The organism is Mycolicibacterium litorale, assembly GCF_010731695.1.
In the GTDB taxonomy this organism is placed as follows: Bacteria; Actinomycetota; Actinomycetes; order Mycobacteriales; family Mycobacteriaceae; genus Mycobacterium; species Mycobacterium litorale.
In genome coordinates this window covers 1,354,283-1,380,480 of sequence record NZ_AP022586.1, presented here as the reverse complement: position 1 = coordinate 1,380,480, position 26,198 = coordinate 1,354,283, and the positions used below count along the sequence as shown (strand labels likewise).

The 26,198-nt window shown below is 68.9% G+C and carries 23 protein-coding genes and 1 tRNA gene; 9 read left to right on the top strand and 15 right to left on the bottom strand.

Features of this window, described 5'->3' with window-relative positions:
* The first annotated feature begins 24 nt into the window (after positions 1-24).
* Positions 25-1,485 carry a flavin-containing monooxygenase gene (locus G6N30_RS06415; RefSeq protein ID WP_134060526.1) on the top strand — a complete coding sequence of 487 codons (1,461 nt, stop codon included), beginning with the start codon at positions 25-27 and terminating at the stop codon, positions 1,483-1,485.
* A gap of 60 nt (positions 1,486-1,545) precedes the next feature.
* Here the strand turns inward: G6N30_RS06415 and G6N30_RS06410 are convergent, their stop codons facing one another.
* Together G6N30_RS06410 and uvrA are read right to left on the bottom strand one after the other, a co-directional pair.
* A complete protein-coding gene (locus G6N30_RS06410) occupies positions 1,546-2,196 on the bottom strand; it encodes a hypothetical protein (protein ID WP_134060525.1) in 651 nt (216 codons plus the stop codon).
* Positions 2,197-2,336: 140 nt separating this feature from the next.
* Positions 2,337-5,231 (bottom strand): excinuclease ABC subunit UvrA, encoded by a 2,895-nt coding sequence (uvrA, locus tag G6N30_RS06405; RefSeq protein ID WP_134060524.1) that lies wholly within the window; start codon positions 5,229-5,231, stop codon positions 2,337-2,339.
* An 86-nt stretch (positions 5,232-5,317) separates the two neighbouring features.
* Between uvrA and G6N30_RS06400 the strand changes: the two genes are divergently transcribed.
* Positions 5,318-5,995, top strand: coding sequence for an MBL fold metallo-hydrolase (locus G6N30_RS06400; protein WP_134060523.1), 678 nt, complete (start codon positions 5,318-5,320; stop codon positions 5,993-5,995).
* Between the two features lie 3 nt (positions 5,996-5,998).
* On the opposite strand, the gene G6N30_RS06395 is transcribed toward G6N30_RS06400, so the two are convergent.
* Together G6N30_RS06395 and G6N30_RS06390 are read right to left on the bottom strand one after the other, a co-directional pair.
* On the bottom strand, positions 5,999-7,300 hold the full coding sequence (locus G6N30_RS06395; protein WP_134060522.1) for a cytochrome P450: 1,302 nt from the start codon (positions 7,298-7,300) through the stop codon (positions 5,999-6,001).
* Positions 7,301-7,380: 80 nt separating this feature from the next.
* A complete protein-coding gene (locus tag G6N30_RS06390; RefSeq protein WP_134060521.1) occupies positions 7,381-7,827 on the bottom strand; it encodes a universal stress protein in 447 nt (148 codons plus the stop codon).
* Between the two features lie 299 nt (positions 7,828-8,126).
* On the opposite strand from G6N30_RS06390, the gene G6N30_RS06385 reads away from it, so the two are divergent.
* Positions 8,127-8,786 (top strand): UdgX family uracil-DNA binding protein, encoded by a 660-nt coding sequence (locus G6N30_RS06385; protein WP_134060520.1) that lies wholly within the window; start codon positions 8,127-8,129, stop codon positions 8,784-8,786.
* 7 nt (positions 8,787-8,793) lie between these two features.
* Here the strand turns inward: G6N30_RS06385 and G6N30_RS06380 are convergent, their stop codons facing one another.
* Complete coding sequence (locus tag G6N30_RS06380; RefSeq protein ID WP_234880348.1) at positions 8,794-9,651, bottom strand: acyl-CoA thioesterase; 858 nt, start codon at positions 9,649-9,651, stop codon at positions 8,794-8,796.
* Between the two features lie 145 nt (positions 9,652-9,796).
* On the opposite strand from G6N30_RS06380, the gene G6N30_RS06375 reads away from it, so the two are divergent.
* Positions 9,797-11,128: a sensor histidine kinase gene (locus tag G6N30_RS06375; protein ID WP_234880347.1), complete on the top strand. Its 1,332-nt coding sequence runs from the start codon at positions 9,797-9,799 to the stop codon at positions 11,126-11,128.
* A gap of 59 nt (positions 11,129-11,187) precedes the next feature.
* Here G6N30_RS06375 and G6N30_RS27160 read toward each other — a convergent pair whose 3' ends face one another.
* Both G6N30_RS27160 and G6N30_RS27155 read right to left on the bottom strand, forming a co-directional pair.
* A complete protein-coding gene (locus G6N30_RS27160; protein ID WP_234880346.1) occupies positions 11,188-11,601 on the bottom strand; it encodes a hypothetical protein in 414 nt (137 codons plus the stop codon).
* A 5-nt stretch (positions 11,602-11,606) separates the two neighbouring features.
* On the bottom strand, positions 11,607-12,284 hold the full coding sequence (locus G6N30_RS27155) for a hypothetical protein (RefSeq protein WP_244964991.1): 678 nt from the start codon (positions 12,282-12,284) through the stop codon (positions 11,607-11,609).
* Positions 12,285-12,352: 68 nt separating this feature from the next.
* On the opposite strand from G6N30_RS27155, the gene G6N30_RS27150 reads away from it, so the two are divergent.
* Both G6N30_RS27150 and G6N30_RS06365 read left to right on the top strand, forming a co-directional pair.
* Positions 12,353-13,837 carry a hypothetical protein gene (locus G6N30_RS27150; RefSeq protein ID WP_244964987.1) on the top strand — a complete coding sequence of 495 codons (1,485 nt, stop codon included), beginning with the start codon at positions 12,353-12,355 and terminating at the stop codon, positions 13,835-13,837.
* Positions 13,838-14,409: 572 nt separating this feature from the next.
* Positions 14,410-15,774 (top strand): glycosyltransferase family 39 protein, encoded by a 1,365-nt coding sequence (locus G6N30_RS06365; RefSeq protein ID WP_234880345.1) that lies wholly within the window; start codon positions 14,410-14,412, stop codon positions 15,772-15,774.
* Positions 15,775-15,797: 23 nt separating this feature from the next.
* On the opposite strand, the gene G6N30_RS06360 is transcribed toward G6N30_RS06365, so the two are convergent.
* Positions 15,798-15,871 (bottom strand) — tRNA-Cys (locus G6N30_RS06360).
* A gap of 115 nt (positions 15,872-15,986) precedes the next feature.
* On the opposite strand from G6N30_RS06360, the gene G6N30_RS06355 reads away from it, so the two are divergent.
* Positions 15,987-16,721 (top strand): MgtC/SapB family protein, encoded by a 735-nt coding sequence (locus G6N30_RS06355; protein ID WP_134060516.1) that lies wholly within the window; start codon positions 15,987-15,989, stop codon positions 16,719-16,721.
* An 8-nt stretch (positions 16,722-16,729) separates the two neighbouring features.
* Here G6N30_RS06355 and G6N30_RS06350 read toward each other — a convergent pair whose 3' ends face one another.
* Positions 16,730-18,127 (bottom strand): MFS transporter, encoded by a 1,398-nt coding sequence (locus G6N30_RS06350; protein ID WP_134060515.1) that lies wholly within the window; start codon positions 18,125-18,127, stop codon positions 16,730-16,732.
* A 44-nt stretch (positions 18,128-18,171) separates the two neighbouring features.
* A complete protein-coding gene (gene uvrB / locus G6N30_RS06345; RefSeq protein WP_134060514.1) occupies positions 18,172-20,331 on the bottom strand; it encodes an excinuclease ABC subunit UvrB in 2,160 nt (719 codons plus the stop codon).
* Between the two features lie 69 nt (positions 20,332-20,400).
* Here uvrB and G6N30_RS06340 point away from each other — a divergent pair, with 69 nt between their 5' ends.
* The gene (locus tag G6N30_RS06340) at positions 20,401-20,907 is read left to right on the top strand and encodes a ribonuclease FAU-1 family protein (protein ID WP_179965605.1); all 507 of its coding nucleotides are present in this window, start codon (positions 20,401-20,403) and stop codon (positions 20,905-20,907) included.
* 10 nt (positions 20,908-20,917) lie between these two features.
* Positions 20,918-21,460, top strand: coding sequence for a hypothetical protein (locus G6N30_RS06335; protein WP_134060513.1), 543 nt, complete (start codon positions 20,918-20,920; stop codon positions 21,458-21,460).
* A gap of 3 nt (positions 21,461-21,463) precedes the next feature.
* Here the strand turns inward: G6N30_RS06335 and coaE are convergent, their stop codons facing one another.
* From coaE to G6N30_RS06310, 5 genes are all read right to left on the bottom strand, one after another.
* Complete coding sequence (gene coaE, locus G6N30_RS06330) at positions 21,464-22,621, bottom strand: dephospho-CoA kinase (protein ID WP_134060512.1); 1,158 nt, start codon at positions 22,619-22,621, stop codon at positions 21,464-21,466.
* A gap of 76 nt (positions 22,622-22,697) precedes the next feature.
* Positions 22,698-24,140 (bottom strand): 30S ribosomal protein S1, encoded by a 1,443-nt coding sequence (rpsA, locus tag G6N30_RS06325; protein ID WP_134060511.1) that lies wholly within the window; start codon positions 24,138-24,140, stop codon positions 22,698-22,700.
* Between the two features lie 133 nt (positions 24,141-24,273).
* Entirely contained in the window at positions 24,274-24,858 is a 585-nt protein-coding gene (locus G6N30_RS06320; RefSeq protein WP_134060510.1) for a TetR/AcrR family transcriptional regulator, read from the bottom strand.
* Positions 24,855-25,697 (bottom strand): NmrA family NAD(P)-binding protein, encoded by an 843-nt coding sequence (locus G6N30_RS06315; RefSeq protein WP_134060509.1) that lies wholly within the window; start codon positions 25,695-25,697, stop codon positions 24,855-24,857. Before G6N30_RS06315 ends, G6N30_RS06320 begins: the two co-directional genes overlap by 4 nt.
* Entirely contained in the window at positions 25,694-26,158 is a 465-nt protein-coding gene (locus tag G6N30_RS06310) for a nuclear transport factor 2 family protein (RefSeq protein WP_134060508.1), read from the bottom strand. The genes G6N30_RS06315 and G6N30_RS06310 overlap by 4 nt, the downstream gene beginning before the upstream one ends.
* Positions 26,159-26,198: the final 40 nt, after the last annotated feature.

The window sequence follows — 26,198 nt, the reverse complement described above, 5'->3', positions numbered from 1 at the left end:
CGCCCACCGACGGAAGGGGTTGCGGTGAAGATCGCGATCATCGGCAGTGGGTTCTCCGGCCTCGGCGCCGCGATCCGACTGCAGCAGGCAGGCCACCGGGATTTCGTCGTCTTCGAGCGGGGCCCCGACGTCGGCGGGACGTGGCGGGACAACACGTACCCGGGCGCCGCATGCGACGTCCCATCGCACCTGTACTCGTATTCCTTTGCGCTGAACCCGAATTGGACCCGCTCGTTCTCCGCCCAGCCGGAGATCGAGAAGTACCTGCGCGAGGTCGCCGAACGCTACGGCGTCCTCGACCGGCACCGCTTCGGTTGCACCGTCAACCGCGCCACCTGGAATCCCACCGAGGCACGCTGGGAACTGATGACCGACAGCGGGCCGGCCACCGCCGACGTGCTGATCACCGCGTTCGGCTCGCTGGCCGAACCGTCACTGCCCGACATTCCGGGCATCGAGGACTTCAGAGCGGCCGGTGGCGAGATGTTCCACTCCGCACGCTGGAATCACGACGCGGATCTGACCGGCAAGCGTGTCGCCGTCATCGGCACCGGCGCCTCGGCCATTCAGATCGTGCCCGCGATCGCCGACCGGGTCGCGCACCTCGACGTGTACCAGCGCACCGCACCCTGGCTGCTGCCACGGTTCGACCGGCCGTTCACCCGCGCCGAGCAGTGGGCGTTCCGCCACGTGCCGGGATTCCTGCGGCTCGCGCGGGCCGGCATCTACGCCGGACGAGAAGTCCAGGTCGTCGGGCTGGCGAAGAACCCCAACCTGATGAAGGGGTTCGAACTGCTGTCGCGGGCCAAGATCCGGACCGAGATCAAGGACCCGGCGCTGCGGCGCAAGGTCACCCCGAACTTCCGCATCGGCTGCAAGCGGATGCTGATCTCCAACGAGTGGTATCCGGCGTTGGACCGCGACCACGTCGACCTCGTCACCGACGGCATCCGCGAGATCGACGGCCGACGCATCGTCGCGACCGACGGCACCGCCCGCGAGGTCGACGCCATCGTGGTGGCCACGGGCTTCCACGTCACCGACTCCCCGATGTTCGACACGGTCTGCGGCGCCGACGGCGCCAGCCTCACCCAGAAGTTCGCCGACAAGGGCATGCGGGCCTACAAGGGCACCACCGTCGCCGGCTACCCGAACATGTTCGTGCTCGTGGGCCCGAACACCGGCCTCGGTCACAGCTCGATGGTCTACATGATCGAATCGCAGCTCAACTACGTCGTCGACGCGGTGAACACCATGCGCGATCAGGGTTTGCGCACCGTCGAGGTGAAGCAGGATGCGCTCGACGTCTACAACGAACGGCTGCAGCGGGCGCTCGACGGGTCGGTGTGGATGACCGGCAAGTGCGCGAGCTGGTACCTCGACGCACACGGCAACAACACCACCCTGTGGCCCGACTTCACGTTCCGGTTCCGCAACCAGACCCGCCGCTTCGACCTCGACGCCTACGAGGTGACTAGGCGCTGACCTTGCGCCGTTTGGGAGCCGGCGCGGGCACGTCGAGCATCTCCGCCAGGAAGTGGCCGGTTAGGTTGAGTCATTCTGGGAAACATCGAGGTCTAGGCCAACGACCACACGGAAGGGCGCTCGAGCGATCTCGGCCCCTTGATGGTCACGAAGGACAACGTGGCCGCACTGCCAGAGCTTTTTGAACTTCAGGGTCACCGTGCGAGAGACTCCGGGTGGCACCTCGAATTCCAAAGTATCGGTGAAGGTCTGCGACTGCGAGGCAGTGATCTTGTATGTACTCGAGAGTGTGTTTTTGGCAAGCGCGCCGAATTCCATTCCTGCGACTGGGAGCTTTGCGCTGACCTCAGAAGCTTTACTCTCTTCCCGGCCGATCTCCAACACCTGACTCCATTGGTGTTCTATCGACTTAGTCCGCTTGAGCAACGATCGAGCAGATCTATTGTCGAGAGTAAACGCCTCCTCGTGCGAGAACGTGACCTCTCTTGCGGTCTCACAGACCTCCAGTACTTGTTCCCGCTCCCAGACCGGCCAGGTGCCTTTACATTTTGGACACTCAGCGACGGCCGATGGATGTTGAGCGGGCCCGAAGGTCAGGCCCATCCGCACGCCATCGACGTACTCGTGGCAGAACCAAGCCCAACGGTTGCATATAGGGCAACGATTAAGCCGCAGCCATTGTTTATATGCCGTTGACAATTCACGTTCCATGGGAGTACCTCTAGCGAACCAACCGTTCGAGCAAGCAATGCAGGGCGCCACATTACAGTCAGATCTGTAGCCGCGTCCTGAATTCGATCACACACATGTATCCGCGTCGGAACGCTGATCGAAGGTTGACCGCGCCCTGACTAGGCGCTGACCTTGCGCCGTTTGGGAGCCGGCGCGGGTACGTCGAGCATCTCCGCCAGGAAGTGGCCGGTGTAGCTGCCGGGATGGGCCGCGACATCCTCGGGGGTGCCCTGCGCGACCACGGTGCCGCCGCCCGCGCCACCCTCCGGGCCCATGTCGATGATCCAGTCCGAGGTCTTGATCACGTCGAGGTTGTGCTCGATCACGATGACGGTGTTGCCCTTGTCGACCAGACCGTTGATCACCTTGAGCAGCTTGCGGATGTCCTCGAAGTGCAGGCCGGTGGTCGGCTCGTCGAGGATGTACACGGTGCGCCCGGTCGACCGCTTCTGCAGTTCGGCGGCGAGCTTCACGCGCTGCGCCTCACCGCCGGACAGCGTGGGCGCGGGCTGGCCGAGCCGCACATACCCCAGACCGACGTCGACCAGCGTCTTGAGGTAGCGGTGGATCGAGCTGATCGGCTCGAAGAACTCCGCGGCATCCTCGATCGACATGTCGAGCACCTCGGCGATGGTCTTGCCCTTGTAGTGCACCTCGAGAGTCTCGCGGTTGTACCGCGCACCGTGGCACACCTCGCACGGGACGTACACGTCCGGCAGGAAGTTCATCTCGATCTTGATGGTGCCGTCACCCGAACACGCCTCGCAGCGACCACCTTTGACGTTGAACGAGAACCGCCCCGGCTGATAACCGCGGACCTTGGCCTCGGTGGTCGCCGCGAACAGCGACCGGATCTTGTCGAACACGCCGGTGTAGGTGGCCGGATTCGACCGCGGGGTCCGCCCGATCGGTGACTGGTCGACGCGCACCAACTTGTCGAGCTGGTCGAGCCCGTTGATGCGGGTGTGCCGGCCGGGCACCTGGCGAGCGCCGTTGAGCTTGTTGGCCAGCACCGACGCCAGGATGTCGTTGACCAGCGTCGACTTCCCGGAGCCCGACACCCCGGTGACCGACGTCAGCACCCCGAGCGGGAACGCGACGTCGACGTCCTTGAGGTTGTGCTCGCGCGCGCCGATGACGGTGAGCTGGCGCTTGCGGTCGGTGGGGCGGCGGATCGCGGGGACCTCGATGCTCTCGCGGCCCGACAGGTAGGCGCCGGTCAGGGACTCCTTGTTGCGCAGCAACTCCTTGTAGGTGCCGCTGTGCACGATGCGCCCGCCGTGCTCACCGGCCGCCGGGCCGATGTCGACGACCCAGTCGGCGTGGGCGATGGTGTCGAGGTCGTGTTCGACGACGATCAGGGTGTTGCCCAGTTCGCGCAGCCGCACCAGGGTGTCGATGAGCCGGCGGTTGTCGCGCTGGTGCAGACCGATCGACGGTTCGTCGAGGACGTAGAGGACACCGACCAGACCCGACCCGATCTGCGTGGCGAGCCGGATCCGCTGGGCTTCACCGCCGGACAGCGTGGCCGCGGCCCGCGACAGCGACAGGTAGTCCAGGCCGACGTCGAGCAGGAAGCCCAGCCGCGACTGGATCTCCTTGAGCACCTGACCGGCGATCGCCTGTTCGCGGGGGCCGAGCGTGAGGGCGTTGAGGAAGCCGGCACAGTCGGCGATCGACAGCTCCGCCACCTCGGCGATCGACTTGGCGCCGTGGTCGCCGGCGGCCAGCGTGACCGCGAGTATCTCCGGCTTGAGGCGGGTGCCGTCACACTCCGGGCACGGCACGTCCCGCATGAAGCCCTCGTAGCGCTCCTTCATCTGCTCGGAGTCGGTCTGCTCCATGCGGCGCTGGAGGAACGCCATGACGCCTTCGAAGTCCGCGTAGTAGGACCGGGTGCGGCCGTAGCGGTTGCGGTACTTGACGTGCACCTGCTCGTCGCAGCCCTCGAGGATGGCGCGACGCACCTTGGCAGGCAGCTTCTTCCACGGGGTGTCGACGTCGAACCCCATCGACTCGCCCAGACCCGTGAGCATCCGGGTGAAGTACTCGGCGGTCTGGCCCATCGACCACGGGGCGATCGCGCCCTCGGCCAGCGTCAGATCCGGATCGGGGATGACGAGTTCCGGGTCGACCTCCTTGCGCACGCCGAGTCCGGTGCACTCGGGGCAGGCGCCGTACGGCGAGTTGAACGAGAACGACCGCGGTTCCAGATCGTCGACGGCCAGCGGGTGGCCGTTCGGACAGGCGAGCTTCTCGGAGAACCGCTGCTCACGGTGCGGATGGTCGTCCTCGCGGTCGACGAACTCGAGCACGACGATGCCGTCGGCCAGGGTCAGGGCCGTCTCCACCGAATCGGTGAGCCGCTGTTTGGCGCTGGCCTTCACGGTGAGCCGGTCGACCACGACCTCGATGTCGTGCTTCTCCTGCTTCTTGAGCTTGGGCGGTTCGGTCAGCGGATAGACGACCCCGTCGACGCGGACACGGCTGTAGCCCTGGGTGTTCAGCTTCTCGAACAGGTCGACGAACTCGCCCTTGCGCGTGCGCACGACCGGGGCGAGCACCTGGAACCGCAGCCCCTCGTCCATCGCGAGCACCTGATCGACGATCTGCTGGGGCGTCTGGCGGGCGATCTTCTCGCCGCAGACCGGGCAGTGCGGGCTGCCCGCGCGGGCGTACAACAGGCGCAGGTAGTCGTAGACCTCGGTGATGGTGCCGACGGTGGAGCGCGGGTTCCGGTTGGTCGACTTCTGGTCGATGGACACCGCGGGCGACAGCCCTTCGATGAAGTCGACGTCGGGTTTGTCCATCTGACCGAGGAACTGCCGGGCGTACGCCGACAGCGACTCGACGTAGCGGCGCTGCCCCTCGGCGAAGATCGTGTCGAACGCCAGCGATGACTTGCCGGAACCGGACAGGCCGGTGAACACGATCAAGGCATCGCGCGGTAGGTCAAGGTCGACGCTTCGCAGGTTGTGCTCGCGCGCACCCTTGACGATCAGGCGGTCAGCCAACTCGGTCCTTCCGTGGCTCAGACATGGTCAACACACTTTGATCCATGCTAGGTGTCCCTACCGACAAGCCCGTTACCGTGGCTCCCATGACAGTCGTCGACGACAACTACACCGGACACGTCGAACCCCGGACCGCGGCCAGGCGCACGCTCCCCGGCGCGACGATCGTCAAGGTGTCGGTGGGCCCCATGGACAACAACGCCTACTTGGTGACCTGTTCCCGCACCGGCGAAACACTACTCATCGACGCCGCCAACGACGCCGACGTACTCCGCGAACTCGTCGCGCAACTGGCCCCGACGGTCACCATGATCCTCACCACACACCAGCATTTCGACCACTGGCAGGCGCTCGAAGCGCTGGCCGAGTCGACCGGCGCACCCACCGCCGCCCATGAACTCGACGCCGAACCGCTGCCGGTCACTCCGGACCGCTACCTCGCCGGCGGCGAGACCCTGACGATCGGCGACCTCACCTTCGACGTCATCCACCTGCGCGGGCACACCCCGGGTTCGGTGGCGCTGGCACTGCGCGGCCCCGCCGCCGGCGATGCGGTCCACCTGTTCACCGGCGACTGCCTCTTCCCCGGCGGTGTCGGCAAGACGTGGCAGCCGGGCGACTTCGAACAGCTGCTCTCCGACGTCAGCAGCCGGGTGTTCGACGTCTATCCGGACTCGACCGTCGTCTATCCCGGCCACGGCGACGACACCACACTCGGTACCGAGCGCCCGCACCTCGAGGAGTGGCGCACGCGCGGCTGGTGAGGCTCACACCGTCCAGGCCACCGGCAGGCGCTTGATGCCGTGCACGAACGCCGACCGCAGGATCGCCGGCTCGTCGGCGGCGACGATGTCGGGCACCTGACGGCACAATTCGGAGTAGAGCACCCGGATCTCCCGGCGGGCGAGGTTCGCGCCGAGACAGAAGTGCGCGCCGCCTGCGCCGAACCCGATCTGCGGGTTGGGGTACCGCGTCACGTCGAACAGCCAGGGGTTGCCGAAGCGGCGCTCGTCGCGGTTGGCGGAGTTGTACCACATCGACACCTTGTCGCCCGCTTTCATTCGCACGCCGCTCAGCTCCACGTCCTCGGTGAGGTTGCGGCGCATGAAGATGATCGGTGACCCCCACCGGACGATCTCCTCGACGGCGGTCGGTGCGACCGCGTCGAAGTCCTCCCACCACCGGCGGCGCTGTTCCGGGTAGCGGGTCAGCGCGACGAGACCGTGGCTGATCGCGTTGCGGGTGGTCTCGTTACCGGCCGCGGACAGCAGGATGAAGAACGAGGCGATCTCCGCCGAGGTGAGCCGTTCGCCGTCGACCTCGGCCTGCACCAGGTTGGTGGTGAGGTCGTCGGTCGGGCGGGCGCGGCGGTCCTCGGCGAGGGCGAGGCCGTATTCGCCCAGCGCCAGCACCGCCCCGACGATCGTGTCGTGGTCTCCCCCGACCTCCTCGTCGCCGCCGCACAGCACGATCGAGGTCCAGCGGAAGATCTTCTCCTCGTCCTCCTCGGGAATGCCCATCATGTCGCAGATGATCTGCAGCGGAAACGGTCCGGCGACGGACTGGACGAAGTCGGCGCGCCCGTCGCGATGATGCTCGATCAGGTCGGTGACCAGCCCTCGGGCGCGGTCCCGCACGCTCTCCTCGATCCGCGTCAGCATCTTCGGCGTGAACGCGCGGTTGACGATCGAACGCAGCCGCAGATGACGGGGATCGTCGAGCGAGATCATCGATCCGACGTATTCGGCGATCTCCGCGGGAACGTCGTTGAGCGCCGTACTGGTGGGGATCGAACTGAAGACCTCGGGATGCCTGCTGGCGTGGCGGACGTCGTCGTAGGTGGTCAGCGCCCAGTGCCCGCGCCCGGCCGGGAACCCGGCGAACTCGGGCACCTCGAAGAATCTGATCGGGGCCTCACGGCGCAGCGTCGCGAACGCGCCGTCACGGCGGTCGTCGTCCCACTCCCAGAAGGCCAACGTGCCCAGGTCGATCTCGTCGAGCGGGACGTACGGCGGCGGGGCGCCGTTCTCCCGCGGCGAGATACCGGTGGGATGCAGTGATGTCGTCATACCGGACCTCCCTGTCAGCCCGAGTGTGGCACTCGGGCCGACCGTGGAGGCCGGGAATGAACGAGGTCAGGAAGACGAGATCAGGGCGTGGTGTGCACGATGAGGACGTCGGTCTTCGAGCGCCGCGCGACGTTGGCGGGCACCGAGCCGAGCAGCCGTCCGGCGATCGTGCTCAGACCGACGTTGCCGACCACGAGCAGGTCGGCCTTGACCTCTTCGGCCAGTTCGACGAGCGCGTCGACGGGCGCACCGACGATCGCCTTCTCCTCGATGTTCTCGGCGCCTGCGGCCTTGGCACGGTCGCGGGCCTCGCGCAGGATCGCGTAGATCGGGGCGTTGCCCGACATCTTGTAGCCCTCGTCCTTGAGCACGTCGGCGGCGCGCTGATCCTCGCTCTGCGGGAAGTAGGCGGTGGTGACGATCAGCTTGGCGCCCGACCCCGCAGCGATCTGGCCCGCGCGGTCGACTGCCCGCAGCGACGAATCCGATCCGTCGGTGCCGACCACCACGGTGCGATAGGCGCTCATCCATACCCTCCCAGTGTCATTTGCAAGGCCACCCGAGACAGTAACGCGTCGCTCGACGAACACGGGTGCTATTGACGACACCCGGCGAGCCAGACCGGTGCGGCTATCGACGTTCTACCGGCACCGATGGTAGCGACCGGCAACCGGTTGGCGGATGCCGCAGTGACCGAATCGTCGAACCCCGCCGGGTCTCGTGCACCGTCGCACCGGGACCGCCACGGTGATCCAGATCAACCCGCGCACAGCGAAATCCGCATTGCGGCGGCGTGACGGCACCACCCTGCGGGTAGTACTCAACCATGCCGACGAAAGTGCCCGGCGCAGAGGAGTTCGTTCCCGACACCGACGACCTGTCGGTGCTCGCGGATGCGGCACAGGGATGCAAGGGGTGTGATCTCTACCTCGATGCGACGCAGAGCGTGTTCGGTCAGGGCAGCGCCACCGCGACCGTCATGCTCATCGGCGAGCAACCGGGCGACCAGGAGGACAGAGCAGGCGCCCCGTTCGTCGGCCCGGCAGGCAAACTGCTCGACAAAGCGCTCGTCGCCGCGGGTATCGACCGGGACAGCGTGTACGTCACCAACGCCGTCAAGCACTTCAAGTTCACCCTGCCCGAACGCGGCAAGCGGCGCATCCACAAGACGCCGAGCCGGACCGAGGTGGTGGCGTGCCGACCCTGGCTGCTCGCCGAACTCGATGCGGTGCGCCCCGACGTCGTGGTGCTGCTCGGTGCGACTGCGGCGAAAGCATTGCTGGGCAACGACTTCCGGCTGACGGAGCACCGGGGTGAGGTGCTGGGTCTGCCGGCCGGAGAATTCGCGATCGACCCGCAGGTGGTGGCGACGGTGCACCCGTCGTCGGTGCTGCGGGGACCGCCGGAGAACCGCGAGCAGGCGTTCGAGGCCCTGACCGACGATCTGCGCGTCGTCGCCGGACTCATGCGGGGTCACGGTCGGTGACAGGACCTCATTCCCGGCGGTCGCGGCCGAAGTAGATCTCCTGGGTCGCGGTGCAGACCAGCGCGCCGCTGCGGTTGTACATCGTGGCGGTGGCCAGTCCCCGCCCGTGCACACCGCTGGGCGCGACGGCGTCGGTGAGCACCCAGTCGGTCAGGGTGGCCGGCCGGTGGAACCACACGGCGTGGTCGATGAGCGCGGAGAACGAGGTGACAGGTGTCGTCCGTCGCATCACCATCGCGGTCTCCAGCAGCGCGGTGCCCGACACGTAGGTCAGCAGGCAGCTGTTGAGGATGGGGTCGGCGGGGACCGGTCCGGCCGGCCGCCACCACGACCTGATGCGCGGCGACGGGTCGGGCAGATCGAGCGCCAGCCTGGCCGGCGGGTCGACGTAACGCACGTCGATCGGTTGCTTGCGCACCCAGTGTCCGTGGTGTTCGCCCGCGTAATCGCTCAACTGCTCCTGCACCGGCGGCAGCGACTCCGGGGCAGGCACGTCCGGGATCGGTTGCTGGTGTTCGAAGCTGTCGATCGGGGCGGTGAACGACGCGAGCGCTTCGAGGAGGACCTGGTCGTCTTGGCGGGCGAGCACCCGCCGCGAGGAAAGCACACCGCCGTCGCGCAGTCGTGTGATCTCGAAGTGCACTGGGCGCCGGGCGTCACCGGCACGCAACAGGTAGACGTGCATGCTGTGCGGGCTGCGGTCGGCCGCCACGGTCCGGCTCGCCGACATGAGCGCCTGTGCCGCGATGTGCCCGCCGACGATGTGGTGCACGGGATTGTCCATCTGCGTCGCGACGAATTCGTCGTCACCGACCTGTGCGACGTCGAGGGTCGTCAGGATGTCCGCGAGAGTTCGCCCTAGCACCGGGGCATCATGCCGGACGCCGCCGCAGTGGGACGAACCGGTCAGGCAAGATGAGTGCCGTGGACAGCGCTGCGACATCTCCCCGCCCGCCGGGCGTCGTGCAGCCGGGCCGATAGTGCGCGTCGAAGAACGGCTGAGGCGCTTCATGCCGATGCCGATGCCGATCGTGTCGTTGCGCACCATCGTGATCGTCGCCGCGCTGTCGGTGGTCGTACTGGTGCTGACGCTGGGCACCTGGGTGTGGATCGGCGTGACGAACGACCAGTACAGCCAACTGGATCGGGAGCTGGACTCGGTGACGAGTCTCGGCGATTTCGGCGCCCTGCTGAACGCGGCGAACCCCAGCGAGTCGACGACCGACCCGCTGCCCGACCGCACGCTGGTGCGGACCGCGCGGATCGGCGGGGTGACGGTCTCGGTGCCCGAGGACATCGTGCTGCCGAAACTCGACATCGGTTACGCGAACACGACGATCGACGGTGTCGAGTACCGGGTGCGCACATTCGCCGCCGGACCCGCGACCATCGCGCTGGGCGCACCGCTGGCGGAGACGCAGCGCCGCATCGACCAGCTGCATCTGCGGGTGGTGCTGATCTGCGGCGGGGTCATCGCCGGCACCGTGGTCGTCGGCTGGGTGATGTGGCTGATCATGATCAACCCGTTCCGGTTGTTGGCCCAGCAGGCCCGGGCCATCAACGCGCAGTCGAAACCCGACGAGGTCCAGGTCGGCGGCGTGTGGGAGGCCGCGGAGATCGCCGAGGCCGTCGAGGGGATGCTGGCACGTATCGGCGAGGAGCAGCAGCGGACGAAGGCGGCGCTGGAATCCGCCCGCGACTTCGCCGCGGTCGCATCGCACGAGCTGCGGACGCCACTGACGGCGATGCGCACCAATCTCGAAGTGCTGTCGACGCTCGACATGACCGACGAACAACGCAAAGAAGTGATCGGCGACGTGGTGCGGACGCAGACCCGGATCGAGGCGACGCTCACCGCGCTCGAACGGCTGGCCCAGGGCGAACTGACCACGGCCGAGGATCACGTGCCGGTCGACATCACCGAACTACTGGACCGCGCGGCGCACGATGCGCTGCGCAGCTACCCGGGTCTGGACGTCTCGCTGGTGCCGTCGGCGCCGGTGCGGATACTGGGCCTGCCCGCGGGCCTGCGCCTGGTGATCGACAACGCGATCGCCAATGCCGTCAAGCACGGCGACGCCACCCAGGTCCGGTTGAGCGCGATCCGCTCCGGTGACGACGTCGAGATCGCCGTCGACGACAACGGCAGCGGCGTGCCCGAACAGGAACGCACGCTGGTTTTCGAGCGCTTCTCGCGCGGCTCGACCGCGTCGCGATCCGGTTCCGGGCTGGGGTTGGCGCTCGTCGCGCAACAGGCCGAATTACACGGCGGCACAGCATCATTGGAGACAAGTCCGATGGGCGGCGCGCGACTTCTGCTCCGCCTCCCGGCGACCCGCTGACGGCGACGGGCCCGGCGTGACCACGCCGGGCCCGATCGCCCTGTCTGCCTAGGGGCAGGTCACCAGCCGTCGCGACGGTCGGTCACCGGACTGGTGGCCGGCCCCCGCGCCGGGGTGACGCCGGGGGTGGCGCTTGCCGACCACAGACCGCCGGTGCCGGCGCAGATGCCGTCGCTGGGCGGCTTGATCTCGGTGGGCAGCGGAACCGGCAGACCCGGGATCTGCGGCACCGTGATCGTCGGGATGAAATCCCACGGGCCGTTGGCCAGCGCACCCGGAGCGCCCGGGGTGGGAGCTCCCGGCAGCAGCCGGTCGAACACCGCTGCCGCACCCTCGAGCGGCGGGAGCACCCCACCCGGAGTGCCGCTGGCACCGCTGGTCGAGGCACCGGGGGCTCCCGGGTAGGGAGGCGTCGGGATGTTGACCGCCGTCGACCCGCTGGCCGGCGGCGCGGGCGGCGCAGGCGGTGTCACGACGTTCACCGCACCGGAACCACCGGCCGGAGGCGCCGGAGGCGCAGGCGGCGTGACGACAGGCACCGAGGCGGCCACCGGAACCGGAGGGGCCGGAGGCGCAGGCGGAGCCACTGCCGCGGCCGGCTGCACAACTGCGGCGGGAGGCGCGGGCGGAGCGGGAGGCGCAACCGCGGCGGCCGGCTGCACCGCGGCAGCAGGCGGGGCAGGCGGCGCCGGAGGCGCGACACCGGCGGCGGGCTGCACCGCAGCAGCAGGCGGGGCAGGCGGCGCCGGAGGAGTCGCCGCTCCCCCTGCGCCACCACCGGGGACGCCGGGAGCTCCGGGCGCCGGCGGCGCCACGCCTGCAGCAGGCTCAACCACCGCAGCAGGCGGAGCCGGAGGAGCCGGCGGCACCACACCCGCAGCAGGCTCAACCACCGCAGCAGGCGGAGCCGGAGGAGCCGGCGGCACCACACCCGCAGCAGGCTCAACCACCGCAGCAGGCGGAGCCGGAGGAGCCGGCGGCGCCACCGCACCAGCAGGCTCAACCACCGCAGCAGGCGGAGCCGGAGGAGCCGGCGGCGCCACCGCACCAGCAGGCTCAACCACCGCAGCAGGCGGAGCCGGAGGAGCCGGCGGCGCCACCGCACCAGCAGGCTCAACCACCGCAGCAGGCGGAGCCGGAGGAGCCGGCGGCACAACGTTTTCCACCGAGCTTGCGGCCGGAGTCGCCGGTGCCGGCGGAGCGGGCGGCGAGAAGGTCTCGACCGTGCGCGACGACCCACCACCCGGAGCCGGAGGCGCCGGAGGCGTCACGTTCTCCACGGAGTTCGCCGCAGGGGTTACAGGTGCTGGCGGAGCAGGCGGCGAGAAGGTCTCGACCGTGCTCGACGACCCACCGCCGGGTGCCGGCGGGGCCGGGGGCGTCACGTTCTCGACGGAGCTGATGGCAGGTCCGCCGGGCGCGGGCGGGGCCGGCGGTGTCGCGTTCTCGACCGAGGAGATGCTCGGTCCGCCGGGAGCCGGAGGAGCAGGAGGTGTCACCCCGCTCGCTGAATCCACGGTCGCTGCAGGAGGAGCGGGCGGGGCCGGCGGTGTCGCGTTCTCGACCGAGGAGATGCTCGGTCCACCAGGAGCCGGAGGGGCAGGCGGAGTCACCGCGCCACCCGAACCACCCGCCGGACCACCCGGAGCCGGAGGAGCCGGAGGCGCCACCCCCGAAGCCGGCTCAACCACACCAGCCGGCGGAGCCGGAGGAGCCGGCGGCGTCACCGCGCCACCCGAACCACCAGCCGGACCACCCGGAGCCGGAGGAGCCGGAGGCGCCACCCCCGAAGCCGGCTCAACCACACCAGCCGGCGGAGCCGGAGGAGCCGGAGGCGTCACCCCGCCACCCGAACCACCAGCCGGACCACCCGGAGCCGGCGGCGCCGGAGGCGCCACCCCCGAAGCCGGCTCAACCACACCAGCCGGCGGAGCCGGAGGAGCAGGCGGGGCGGCGCCGGCGGCGGGCTCGACGACACCCGCGGGCACGGCCGGCGGAGCAGCCGGTGCGCCTGCGCCGCCCGGACCCGCGGCCGGAGCGCCCGGTGCCACACCCGAGGCCGGCGAAACCACACCGGCGGGCGGGCCGACCGGAGCGCCCGGCGCCACGCCTGAGGCGGGTGAAACCACACCTGCGGGCGCAGCAGGCGGAGCGGCAGGCGCACCGGCGCCACCCGAACCGCCCGCCGGAACAACCGGCGCCGCCGGAGCAGGCGGAAGCGCTCCCCCGCCCGCACCGCCGGCCGGGACAGCCGGCGTACCCGGCACGGGCGGGGTCGCCCCGGCACCGGTCGTCGCCGTCGGCACACCCGGCGCACCCGGGACCGGCGGCGTGACACCGCTGGCCGTGTCGACTCGGGCCGCCGGCGGAACAGGCGGACGCGGCGGCGTCGCGGACGCAGTGCCGTTCAACGACCCGGCGGGCGGAATCCCCACCGACGGCGGCGTCGAGGTCGCGATGCCGTTGAGCGACCCGGCCGGCGGAATTCCCACCGACGGCGGCGTCGCGCTGGCGATGCCGTTCGTCGCGCCGGCCGGGGGCAGACCACCCGCCGGCGGTGTCGTGTTCGTCAGGGCGCTGCTGGCTCCCGGCAGTGTCTGCGGCAACCGACCAGGGACGGTGAGCAGTTGCTGCATGATGTTGACGCACGGAACGCCGGGACTCGCGGTCCCTGGGTCAGCGATCGCCGTCGCAGGGTTGAACAGCTGAACGATCCAGCAGGCCCCTGCGGTGGCCAGGGCGGTGACGCCCAATCGATTCGTGGTCCGCGACATGTTCCCTCAGTTCTCTGTGCGCTTCCGGTGACGCTGTGCGTCGTGGGGGAACGTATGCCGGGTCGGCGAATTGGCCGGCGCGACAATTCTGGCGTTTATCGAACTGTTGCGAATGAGAAGTCCTTCGGTGACCGGGCGCGGTCGCTGCAGGTAGGCACGCCGTTTACTTCGCACAAGCAACGGAATCGCCGCGATGACGCGCGGCCTCAGCCGCTGTAGGCCTTGACACGCCGTGATCCCGCCTCCAGTTGGGACGGATACGCCGTTTCGCGAGCGGAACGGGTCGCTGGCTTATAGTGTCCAGCTAATCGTTGGGGGGCTGACGACTTGAGCGTTGTACTGAACCGAAGCCAGACCACTGGCGTATCCGATCGGACCGTGGGGCCGTCGCACCGGTCAGATGCTGTGGTTATAGCGATACTCGCGGTCGCGCTCAGCGCCGCAGGGTCGGGCCGCCCCTCGTTCTGGGCCGACGAAGCAGCAACCATTTCGGGTAGTACGCGATCGTTGCCAGAACTCTGGGAGCTGACCCGCAACATCGACGCTGTGCACGGGCTCTACTACCTCCTGATGCACGGGTGGTTCGCCGTCTTTCCCGAGTCCGAGTTCTGGTCGCGCTTGCCGAGTGCACTGGCGGTGGGCGTGGCGGCTGCCGGCGTCGTCGCACTGGCCAAGCAGATGTCCACCCGAACGGTCGCACTGACCGCCGGCGTGATGTTTGCTGTTCTCCCCCGGGTGACGGCAGCGGGAATCGAGGCACGGTCGTACGCATTCACCATGGCCGCCGCCGTGTGGCTCCTGGTGGTCGGTGTCACCGCGCTTCGCCGTGATCAGCGGTGGCTGTGGCTGACCTACTCGCTGTGCCTGGCAATGGCGACCGCCCTGAACGTGTTCTGCATCCTGATGATTGGTCCGCTCGCCGCCGCAGCGCTCACACTGTCGCCGTCGCGCCGAGCGCTGACCTCGTGGGCGATCACCTCGGCCGTCACCTCCGCGCTGATGGCGCCGTTCGTCATCTACACGCGATCGCAGAGTTCACAGGTGGACTGGATCCCCCCGCTCGGCACCCGAACACTCGGGGAACTGGCGGTCGAACAGTACTTCCCGCACGTCTACGCCTTCCTGTTCGCGCTCCTCACCGTGGTCGTGGCGGTCCTGGCCGCACGTCGGTGGCGACACGACGACGCCGCGGCGGCACGCGACTGGCCACTGGCCGTGACGGCCGTGGTGTGGATCGTCTTCCCGACCGTGGCGCTGCTGGCGTATTCGGTTGTCCGCCAACCCATCTATCAACCCCGGTATCTCTCGTTCACCGCGCCCGCGCTCGCGCTGCTGATCGGGTTGTGCATCGTCGTCGTCGCCCGGTCGCGGCGCCGCATCGTGTGTCTGGTGGCGCTGTTCGCGGTCACCGGCGCGTTCAACTACGTGATGCAGCGTGCCCCGTTCGCCAAGGAGCGCATGGACTACAGCCAGGTGGCGGACGTCATCGCCCATCACGCCCGGCCCGGCGACTGCCTGGCTTTCGACGTGGCGTCGTCGTGGAAGCTCATCGGCCCCCTGAAGGCGGCGCGACCCGCCGCTTTCAGCAAGTTGCAGGACCCCGGTCTGCTCTTCAGCGCGACGGAGCTTGACTCACTGTGGGACGCGCACGCGACCATCGCCGCGTGGGGTGAACATCTCGGTGACTGCCCGTCGCTGTGGACGATCTCCGAGCGCGATGCGACCCTCCCCCCGCATCAGCGTGGCGAGGCGCTCGCCCCCGGTCCCCGGCTCGGCAGCACGGCGGCCTACCGGGTGGCGAGCACCAGGGGGTTCCGGCTGGTCGAGCGGTGGCAGTTCAGCATGGCGCAGATCACCAGATCACAGCCATGACGGCCTCGCCCCGTGTGGGGCGCTGGAGCGGATGACGGGATTCGAACCCGTGTAAACGGCTTTGCAGGCCGGTGCCTAGCCACTCAGCCACACCCGCGTCGACACCGACTGTGCCGCACGCCGGTTGCGCGGCCCACCTTTTCGCTCATCGTGATTCCGGCCGGCCCTGCGCGCCACCTCTCGTCGACCGCGGCGCCCGGTTACGGTCGGCTATGGATTTCATGCTGGCGGCGGATCCGTTCTTCGGCGGGCCGGGCCAGGAACCCCGGCAGATCATCGGTTTACTCGTCGCGTTCGGGTTGACCGCGCTGATCGGGCTCGAACGCGAAATCCAGGGCAAGAGTGCCGGTTTGCGCACACAGACGATCGTCGGGACGGCCTCGGCGCTCATTCTGCTGGTGAGCAAGTTCGGCTTCCACGACGTGCTGTCGACCGGGACGGTCGAAGTCGATCCGTCCCGCGTCGCCGCGCAGATCGTCACCGGCATCGGCTTTCTCGGCGCAGGCATCATCATCTTCCGGCGTGGGTCGGTGCACGGTCTCACCACCGCGGCGGCGGTCTGGGAATCCGCCGCGATCGGAATGGCCGCCGGCGCAGGGCTACTGCTGCTGGCGTGTCTGGTGACCGCCTTGCACTTCGTGATCGTCGTGGGTTTCATGCCGGTCGCGCGGCGTCTGAACGCACGGCTCAGCGGATCGGTGCGCCTGCACGTCACCTACCGGGAGGGGCAGGGCGTGCTCACCCGACTCCTGCAGGCCTGCGCCCGACGGCAGTGGCAGCTCGCCGAACTCGCCGCCGACGTGCCCGGCGAACCGCTGGGCGCGGGTCCGGGTCGCACCGGCGTGGTGCTGACTCTGTCGGGCAACCGGATCCTCGCCGCAGCGTCGGTGCTGGCCACCATCGACGGCGTGACCGCGATCCGGCAGATCGACGACGACCCGGACTGACGCCTCGGCTAGCGCGCCGGCGCGCGGCAGCTTCGCGTTGATGCGATGACGCCGAGGGCCACGAAACACGCGAAGGCACCGAACAGCCAGCGCGCGGCGGTGGCGTTGCCCGCATCGGTGAGGTTCACGACGACACCGGCCAACCCCGCGCCGAACGCTCCACAGATGAGCTGCACGGTGTTGATCGCCGCGGCCGCCGCGGGTCCCTCCGCCGGATCGTCCACCCGGCTCATCGCCCACGCCGACAGATGCGGCCACGCGATCCCGATGCCGGTGCCCGTGACCAGCAGCCCGGCCGCCCACAGCGCCGACCACCCCAAGGACATCTCGTCGCGCAGCGCGAACATGCCGAGCGCCAGCCCGGCCGCCATGACGAGCGGGGCGACGGCGACCGTGCGGGTGATCACATGGACGCGGCGCAGCGAGGCGCTGGTGATCTCGCCTCCCGTCCACCCCACCGAGAGCACCGCGCCGAAGAACCCCGCGACCACCGGAGCCATCCCGGCGAGCCGCTGACCGAACAGCGGCACGTACATGTCGACCATGGTGGCCGCCATCAGCAGCCCCAGCGTCGCGTAGATCCACTTCAACGGACCGGATCGAAAGGTGCTGGCCGGGAGCACCGCAACCGCGGCGCGACGGTCGACGGCAACGAACACCACGACGAGCGCCGCGCCCGCCCCCAGCAGCGCCGCGGTGGCACGCACGTCGTGCGGAATCCCAGCCGTGCTGACCATCAGCGCCGCGCCGCCCAACAGCAGAAGGGACCACAGCGGGAAGCGCAGTCGTGGCAGGTCTCGGGCGTCGCCGCGACCCGGTAGCGCGTAGGGCACCAGAACCGCGATCGCCGCCGTCAGCGCGACCAGCACGCCGAACGCCCATCGCCAGCTGCCGAACTGCGCGAACAACCCACCGGCCGAAGGGCCGACGACCGTACCGACACCCCACATCGCCGACACCAGCGCCGACGCCCGGGTCCACAGCCGGCTCGGCAGGGCGGTGTTGATCACCGCGTATCCGAGGCCGGCGAGCAGGCCGCCTGCCGCGCCCTGCACCGTGCGGCCGAGCAGGAGCAACTCCATGGTCGGCGCCAGCGCACACCCCAGGCTGCCCGCGGCGAACACGCTCAGCCCGGACAGGTACGCCCAGCGCGGGCCGAGACGGATCAGCAGCGAGTGCACCAGCGTCGCGGCGATCACCGACGCGACCAGATAGACCGTCGTCACCCACGCGTAGAACCGCTGACCGCCGATGTCGGCGACGGCGCTCGGCATCAGGCTGATGGTGAGGAACTCGTTGGTGGCGTAGAGCAGAACCCCGCCCGCGAGCACGGTGGAGGCGCCCAGATGCGCCGGGCCCAGCAGATCGCGCCACGTACCTACCGAGACGCGCGAGGTGTCAGCCACGCCGACACGCTAGGGGCTCAACCGCGGTTGAGGTCAACCCCGCGTCACTTCAGGCCCGCAGCGTCCATACCGCGGAGTTCCTTCTTGAGGTCGTGGATCTCGTCGCGGATGCGGGCGGCCAGTTCGAACTGCAGGTCGCGCGCCGCGGTCATCATCTGCTCGGTCAGGTCCTTGATCAGATCGGCCAGTTCCGCGCGCGGCATGGCCGACGTGTCGCGGCCCTCGACGATGCCTGCGCTCACCGCGCGCCCCGGCTCGCCCGGCGCCCGTCGACCCCGCGACGCGTTGCGGCCCGAACCGCCCACCTCGACGGTCTCGGTGTCCTCGGCCTCGCGGTACACCTGGTCGAGGATGTCGGCGATCTTCTTGCGCAGCGGTTTCGGGTCGATGCCGTGCGCCTCGTTGTAGGCGATCTGCTTGGCGCGGCGGCGTTCGGTCTCGTCGATCGCCTCACGCATCGAATCGGTGATCTTGTCGGCGTACATGTGCACCTCTCCCGACACGTTGCGCGCCGCGCGGCCGATGGTCTGGATGAGGCTCCGCGTCGACCGCAGGAACCCTTCCTTGTCGGCGTCGAGGATCGCGACCAGCGACACCTCGGGCAGGTCGAGGCCCTCGCGGAGGAGGTTGATGCCGACCAGCACGTCGTACTCTCCCAGCCGCAACTGGCGCAGCAACTCCACGCGCCGCAGCGTGTCGACTTCCGAGTGCAGGTACCGCACCCGGATGCCGAGTTCGAGCAGGTAGTCGGTGAGGTCCTCGGCCATCTTCTTCGTCAGCGTCGTGACCAGCACCCGCTCGTCGCGCTCGGTGCGTTTGCGGATCTCGCCGATCAGGTCGTCGATCTGGCCCTTGGTGGGTTTGACGACCACCTGTGGATCCACCAGGCCCGTCGGGCGGATCACCTGCTCGACGAACTCACCGCCGGACTGGCTCATCTCGTACGGGCCGGGTGTCGCGGACAGGTACACCGTCTGCCCGATGCGGGAGGCGAACTCCTCCCACGTCAGCGGCCGGTTGTCGACGGCCGACGGCAGCCGGAAACCGAAGTCGACCAGGTTGCGCTTACGCGACATGTCGCCCTCGTACATGCCGCCGATCTGCGGCACCGTCACGTGGGACTCGTCGATGACCAGGAGGAAGTCTTCGGGGAAGTAGTCGAGCAGCGTGGCCGGCGCCGTGCCGGGACCGCGTCCGTCGATGTGGCGCGAATAGTTCTCGATGCCGGAGCAGAACCCGACCTGGCGCATCATCTCGATGTCGTAGTTGGTGCGCATACGCAACCGCTGCGCCTCCAGCAGCTTGCCCTGACCTTCGAGTTCGGCCAGCCGCTCCTCGAGTTCCTTCTCGATCGACGAGATCGCCTGCGCCATCCGCTCCGGGCCGGCGACGTAGTGGGTCGCGGGGAAGATCCGCAGCGAATCGACCCGCCGGACGATGTCCCCGGTCAGCGGGTGCAGGTAGTACAGCGCCTCCACCTCGTCACCGAAGAACTCGATGCGGACGGCCAGCTCCTCGTAGGACGGGATGATCTCGACGGTGTCGCCCCGCACCCGGAAGGTGCCGCGGGTGAACGCCATGTCGTTGCGGGTGTACTGCACGTCCACCAGCAGGCGCAGCAGCGCGTCGCGCGGAACCTCCTCGCCGACCCGCAGCTCCACCGAGCGATCCATGTACGACTGCGGCGTGCCGAGGCCGTAGATGCAGGACACCGATGCCACCACCACGACATCGCGCCGGGACAGCAGGCTCGACGTCGCGGAGTGCCGTAGCCGCTCCACGTCGTCGTTGATCGAGCTGTCCTTCTCGATGTAGGTGTCCGTCTGCGCGATGTACGCCTCGGGCTGGTAGTAGTCGTAGTACGACACGAAGTACTCGACGGCGTTGTGCGGCAACATCTCCCGCAACTCGTTGGCGAGCTGGGCGGCGAGCGTCTTGTTCGGCGCCATCACCAGTGTCGGCCGCTGGAGCCGTTCGACCAGCCACGCGGTGGTGGCCGATTTACCGGTGCCGGTGGCGCCCAGTAGGACGACGTCGCGCTCCCCCGCCTTGATGCGGCGTTCCAGCTCGTCGATGGCCGCGGGCTGGTCACCGGCGGGCTGGTAGGGGCTGACCACCTCGAACCGGTTGCCGGTACGCACCATCGCCTCGACAGGGCGGTACTCGGAATGCGCGAGCACTGGGTGTTCGGTAGCGAAAGCCATTTCACCAGGGTAGAACCAGCCACCGACAGGTTCTTGTTCCCCGCCCGCCGCGCACTCCTATGCTGAGGTATCCACCCACCTAAGCACGAGACGTTCGACCTGCTCGCCTGCACGAACACCGATCCCAAGGGCATCGTGCGGGCCGTCGACGTCTACTCGGTGGAGCCTTGGGGCCTCTACATGGCCCGCCCCACCCCCGGCCGCGCCCAGTTCCACTATCTCGAGTCGTGGCTGCTGCCCTCGCTCAACCTGCGGGCGTCGGTGTTTCACTTCAGCCCCGGCTTCGAGCGGGATCAGGACTTCTACCTCGACATCGGCACCTACACACCGGGCCCGCACCGGTGGACGGCCGAGGACCACTATCTCGACGTGGTGGTGCGCACGGGCATCGGCGCCGAACTGTGCGACGTGGACGAACTGCTGACCGCGGTCCGGCACAACCTGCTCACCCCCGAGGTCGGCGAGCAGGCGGTCCAGACGGCCGTGAACACCGTCGATGGGCTCGCCCGGCACGATTACGACCTGCAGCGCTGGCTCGCCGGCAACGGCATGGTCCTGTCGTGGCGAACATTGTAAGGTCATCTACATGAACTCCGTCATGCGCGGATGGACCGCGGGTGCTGTGGCGCTGGCCGTCGTCGGTGGTTTTCAGTTAAGTCCCGCCGTCGCGCAGGCCGATCCGGCGGTCGAGCCGCAGCCCGCCGCGCAGGAGACCCCGGAGGTGCTCCGCAACGTGGTCTACCGGGCCCGCATCGACGGCGTGTCCCGCGGCGCCACCATCACCTACAGCGCCGAGAACGATCAGACACTGACGGCCAACCCGACGATGGTGCCGGGCCGGGTGTTCGAGGTGAACACGGTCCTGCCGGAAACAGGCGTGGCGACGATGAAGGTGTCGGTGCAGTGGCCGTACTCGGCGAACCTGCACTGCGAGGTGCTCGTCGACGGCCAGATCGTCGCGCAGGCCGACGACTTCGTCGCCCCGCGCTTCCTGCCGCAGGACCCGGACTACGCCGCGCTGACGTGTGAGGCGCCGGTCGCCTCCGCGGAGGCCGCCCCGCCGGCCGAGCCGGCGCCTCCGGGGGATCCTGCCGACCTCGCTCCCGCACCCGCGGCCCCAGGGATCTGACCGTCAGGGGCGCCAGCCGGTCGCCTCGGCCCACGCCAGCGCCGTCGGATAGGCCTCGGCGAACCACGGCTCCTTCGCGTCGGCGTAGTCCGGCGCGGTCAACGCCGCCCGCTTGACCTCGAGATAGTCAGCGCGCGCCGCCGGGTTCGCCCCGAGCCACGCCGGGAACAGCAGCGCGAACCGCTGATTCGGCCAGCCGTCCACCCGCACGTGGATGTTGGCGGGGCGGCCCGGGTCGGCCGCGCCATGCAACCGCTTACCCCACCTGTCGCTGTCGTCGTGGGAGACGTCGGAGTCGACGTGCGGCACCCGCGGATATCCCACTGCCGCCAGCGCACCGGCGATCTCGTCGGCATCCTCGAGCGCCGCCACCGTCACCTGGACGTCGACGACGTCCTTGGCGTCCAGGCCGGCGACGGACGTCGAACCGACGTGGTCGGCGCGCAGCACCTTCGCGCCCGCGGCGGCCTTGACGCGGTTGATGATCCGCTGCGCGTCGGCGGCCCAGCCCGGATCGTGCGGCACCAGCCGGGGCGCGATGCGCACCCGTTCGCCGGTGCGGATGTTCTCGGCCAGCGGTAGCACCCGCTCGTACCAGAGCCGGCGCGCCGCTTCGACGATCTCCTCCTGGGTGCCCGAATTGTCCAGCAGCACATCGGCGATCGCGCGACGCTGCTCATCGGACGCCTGCGCCTTCATCCGGGCACGGGCGTCGTGCTCCGGCAGCCCCCGTTTGATCAGGCGGGTCACCCGGGTTTCCTCGTCGGCCCAGACCACCACGACGAGCGGGAAGAACGGCGCCATCCCGGTCTCCACCAGCAGCGGGATGTCCTCCACGACCACCGTGCCCTCGGGTACGGAGTCGATGATCTCCTGTCTGCGCTTGCCGACCAGCGGGTGCACGATGCCGTTGAGCTTGGCCCGCTGTTCGTCATCCTGAAAGGCCTTGGCCGCCAACGCCGGACGGTTGAGTGCACCGTCCGGCTGCAAGATGTCCTCGCCGAAGGCCTCGACGAGCGCGGCAAGTCCCTCGGTGCCGGGTTCCACGACCTCGCGGGAGATCACGTCTCCGTCGACGATGACGCCACCGCATTCGGCGAACGTCGCGGACACGGTCGACTTGCCTGCGCCGATCCCGCCGGTCAATCCAATTCTCAGCACCGCACCAGTCTGTCAGGGCCCGGATACGGCGAACGCCCCGGCTCGCGGTGAGCCGGGGCGTTCGTCGAGATGACTGCTAGGCGTTGCCGGCCAGCTTCTCCCGCAGGGCGGCGAGTTGGGCGTCGCTGGCGAGCGTGCCGCCGGTCGACTCCCCCTCCGAGCGCGACGAGCCGTTCGACACCGGACGCGCGGCCTCTTCGGCCTCGGCGGCGGCGAACTTCTCCATCTGCGCGGTGTGCATCTTGTGCCGGCGCTCCGCCTCGGCGTAGCGGGACTCCCACTCCTCGCGCTGCTTCTCGAAACCTTCGAGCCATTCGTTGGTCTCGGAGTCGAAGCCCTCGGGGAAGATGTAGTTGCCCTGCTCGTCGTAGCTGTCGGCCATACCGTACTTCGAGGGATCGAACTCCTCGGTGTAGTCCTCGTTGGCCTGCTTGAGCGACAGCGAGATGCGGCGGCGTTCCAGGTCGATGTCGATGACCTTGACCATCGCGTCGTCGCCGACCTGAACCACCTGGTCCGGGACCTCGACGTGGCGCTCGGACAGTTCCGAGATGTGCACCAGACCCTCGATGCCCTCCTCGACGCGGACGAACGCACCGAACGGCACCAGCTTGGTGACCTTGCCCGGAACGATCTGGCCGATCGCGTGGGTGCGGGCGAAGTGGCGCCACGGATCTTCCTGAGTCGCCTTGAGCGACAGCGAAACCCGCTCGCGGTCCATGTCGACGTCGAGCACCTCGACGGTGACCTCGTCGCCCACGGTGACGACCTCGGACGGGTGGTCGATGTGCTTCCAGGACAGCTCTGAGACGTGCACCAGGCCGTCGACGCCGCCGAGATCGACGAACGCGCCGAAGTTGACGATCGAGGACACGACACCCTTGCGGATGGCGCCCTTCTGCAGCTGGTTGAGGAACTCGCTGCGCACCTCGGACTGCGTCTGCTCGAGCCAGGCGCGGCGCGAGAGCACCACGTTGTTGCGGTTCTTGTCGAGCTCGATGATCTTGGCCTCGATCTCCTTGCCGATGTACGGCTGCAGATCGCGGACGCGACGCATCTCGACCAGGGAGGCGGGCAGGAAGCCGCGCAGGCCGATGTCGAGGATCAGGCCGCCCTTGACGACCTCGATGACGGTGCCCTTGACGGCCTCGTCCTTCTCCTTGAGCTCTTCGATGGTGCCCCAGGCGCGCTCGTACTGTGCGCGCTTCTTGGACAGGATCAGGCGGCCTTCCTTGTCCTCCTTGGTGAGGACCAGGGCTTCCACCTCGTCGCCGACGGACACAACCTCATTGGGGTCGACGTCGTGCTTGATGGAGAGCTCGCGGGAAGGGATGACACCTTCGGTCTTGTAGCCGATGTCTAGGAGGACTTCGTCGCGATCGACCTTGACGATCGTCCCTTCGACGATGTCGCCATCGTTGAAGTATTTGATGGTCTTGTCGATGGCGGCGAGGAAATCCTCAGCCGAGCCGATGTCGTTGACGGCTACTTGCGGCGAGGTGACGGAGGGACTTGGCATGTGGTGGGTTGCTCCGGACAGGTTTGCTCGTAGGGACAGATGATGTACTGATGATTGTTGTGTGACCTGCAATCACGCACACAGGTACCTGTCGAGCCTACTCGACTCGGTACATGCAGGACAAACCCGGTTCTCACATCGAGTCGGCTCCGCGCGCGATCGCGCACACCGCCGCGGTCACCCGGTCCAGATGCTGTGCGGTCACCGGCTGACTGAGCGCGATCAGGCGCCAGAAGACGAGCGCTCCCAGCGCATCCACGATGACCTCCTGATCAGCGCCGATGCCCAGTTCGCCGCGTTCGGCGGCCCGCTCGAGGACCGCCGTGGCACGCGCTCGCCGGGGCCGCGCGACATAGGTCGTCATTGCTTCGCCGAGCGCCGGGTGGCGCTGCGCCTCGGCAAGCAGGTCCGGGTACACCCGACGGACCCGCTCGTCGGTCAGCCAGGCAAGCACATCCTCGAGCAGCGCCCGGACGTCCCCCGCGAACGATCCGGTGTCGGGTGCGGGCTCCTCGGTGACGCTCAACGCACGCATCAGATCGGCCGTCATCTCGACCTTCGACGGCCACCGCCGGTAGAGCGCGCTCTTGCCGACCCCGGCCCGCCGCGCGACGGCGTCCATCGTCAACCCGCCGAACCCCCGGTCGGCGAGTTCGGCCAGCACCGCGTCGAGGATCGCCTCGGTGACCCTGGCGTCGCGCGGCCGTCCGGCGGTCATACGGCAACCAGAGCGCGCAGGTATGCGGCGAAACTGCGCGGCGGTGTTCTGGTGAGCCGCTCGACCGCGTCGGTGACCTCGCTCTGGGTGCCGTCGCGAACCAGCGCGTCCAGCGCGGCGAGCACCGCGGCGAAGTCGGGGTCGTAACCCGAGGCGACGAGGAAATCGGTGAACCGTTCGGGCTCGACGGACCGGTGGCGCACGCTGCGGCCGGTCACCTCCGACATGATCGCCGCGGCGTCGTCGTACGTGAGCGCTTCGGGGCCGGTCAATACGTGCTCGGCGCACTGCGGTTCGCGCGCGGCGAGCAGGTGCGCCGCCACGCGGCCGATGTCGCGGCCGTCGATGAACGGCAGCCGGCCGGTGCCGGTGGCGGTCACGAATCCGCCTGTGGCACGGATACTCTCGGCGACCGGGTGGGCGCCGGTGAAGTTCTGCATGAACCACGACGGGCGCAGCACCTCCCACTCCTCGAACACCTCACGGACCGCTGACGCCACCTGGCCCAGGCCCGGCTCGCCGAAGGCGACCGCCGACGAGCTGAGCGCGACCACGCGCCGCACACCCGCGGCGCCGGCCTGTTCGAGGAACGGCGCGACCACGGCCATCGGCTCGGCGTCCCCGACGGGTGCGACCAGGTACATCCGGTCCACGCCGTCGAGCGCCTCACCCCACGTCGCCCGGTCGGCCCAGTCGAACCGGCGGTGGTCGTGGGCGGTGGGCGGCGCCGGTTGTCGCGTCGCCGTGCGGACCGAGAGGTCAGGGAACCGGCGCAGTGCGTCGACGACCGCGCTTCCGGTGTTGCCGGTGGCGCCCAGCACCAGGACCGTGCCGCTCACCGCGGTGCCCCGGCGTCGAAGGCGGCGAACAGCTCGTCGATGCCGCCGAGCGCGGCGCCCGCGGCCAGCGGGTTCCAGTAGTCGCGGTAGGCGACGATGCCGTCGGGTCCGACAGTGACGAAGGCGACGTAGGCGATCTCGTACGGCTTGCCGGTCTTGACCGCGACACCACTGACCGCCCATTCGAGGATCACCGTGTCGGGGTCGGTGCTGTCGTGGCGCGTCATCCGCGTGATCTCGTGGATGTCGACGTTGTCGGTGTAGTCCGCGAGGTAGCCGCGCACTTCGTCGCGTCCGCGCAGTTCCGGCCACCCGGGCGGCGCGAACGGAAAGCTCATGGTGCCGTCGGGCGCCCACTGGTCGGCGAACGCCGACATGTCGTGGGCGAGCAGCGCCTCCTGCAACCGGTCGATCGTCCGGTGGGTGCGTTGCCGCCGGGCGTCGTCACTGAGTTCGCGCATCGAATCCTCCTCGTCCAATTACGAGACAATACCGTCTCGT

Bases quoted from the DNA above. Each gene is read 5' to 3' on its own strand.
- G6N30_RS06355 (WP_134060516.1), top strand. From the start codon at position 15,987: ATGGATTTCATGCTGGCGGCGGATCCGTTCTTCGGCGGGCCGGGCCAG.
- G6N30_RS06375 (WP_234880347.1), top strand. From the start codon at position 9,797: ATGCCGATGCCGATGCCGATCGTGTCGTTGCGCACCATCGTGATCGTC.
- rpsA (WP_134060511.1), bottom strand. From the start codon at position 24,140: ATGCCAAGTCCCTCCGTCACCTCGCCGCAAGTAGCCGTCAACGACATC.
- G6N30_RS06335 (WP_134060513.1), top strand. From the start codon at position 20,918: ATGAACTCCGTCATGCGCGGATGGACCGCGGGTGCTGTGGCGCTGGCC.
- G6N30_RS06310 (WP_134060508.1), bottom strand. From the start codon at position 26,158: ATGCGCGAACTCAGTGACGACGCCCGGCGGCAACGCACCCACCGGACG.
- G6N30_RS06395 (WP_134060522.1), bottom strand. From the start codon at position 7,300: ATGACGACATCACTGCATCCCACCGGTATCTCGCCGCGGGAGAACGGC.
- G6N30_RS06390 (WP_134060521.1), bottom strand. From the start codon at position 7,827: ATGAGCGCCTATCGCACCGTGGTGGTCGGCACCGACGGATCGGATTCG.
- G6N30_RS06400 (WP_134060523.1), top strand. From the start codon at position 5,318: ATGACAGTCGTCGACGACAACTACACCGGACACGTCGAACCCCGGACC.
- G6N30_RS06410 (WP_134060525.1), bottom strand. From the start codon at position 2,196: ATGGAACGTGAATTGTCAACGGCATATAAACAATGGCTGCGGCTTAAT.
- G6N30_RS06385 (WP_134060520.1), top strand. From the start codon at position 8,127: ATGCCGACGAAAGTGCCCGGCGCAGAGGAGTTCGTTCCCGACACCGAC.
- G6N30_RS06320 (WP_134060510.1), bottom strand. From the start codon at position 24,858: ATGACCGCCGGACGGCCGCGCGACGCCAGGGTCACCGAGGCGATCCTC.
- uvrB (WP_134060514.1), bottom strand. From the start codon at position 20,331: ATGGCTTTCGCTACCGAACACCCAGTGCTCGCGCATTCCGAGTACCGC.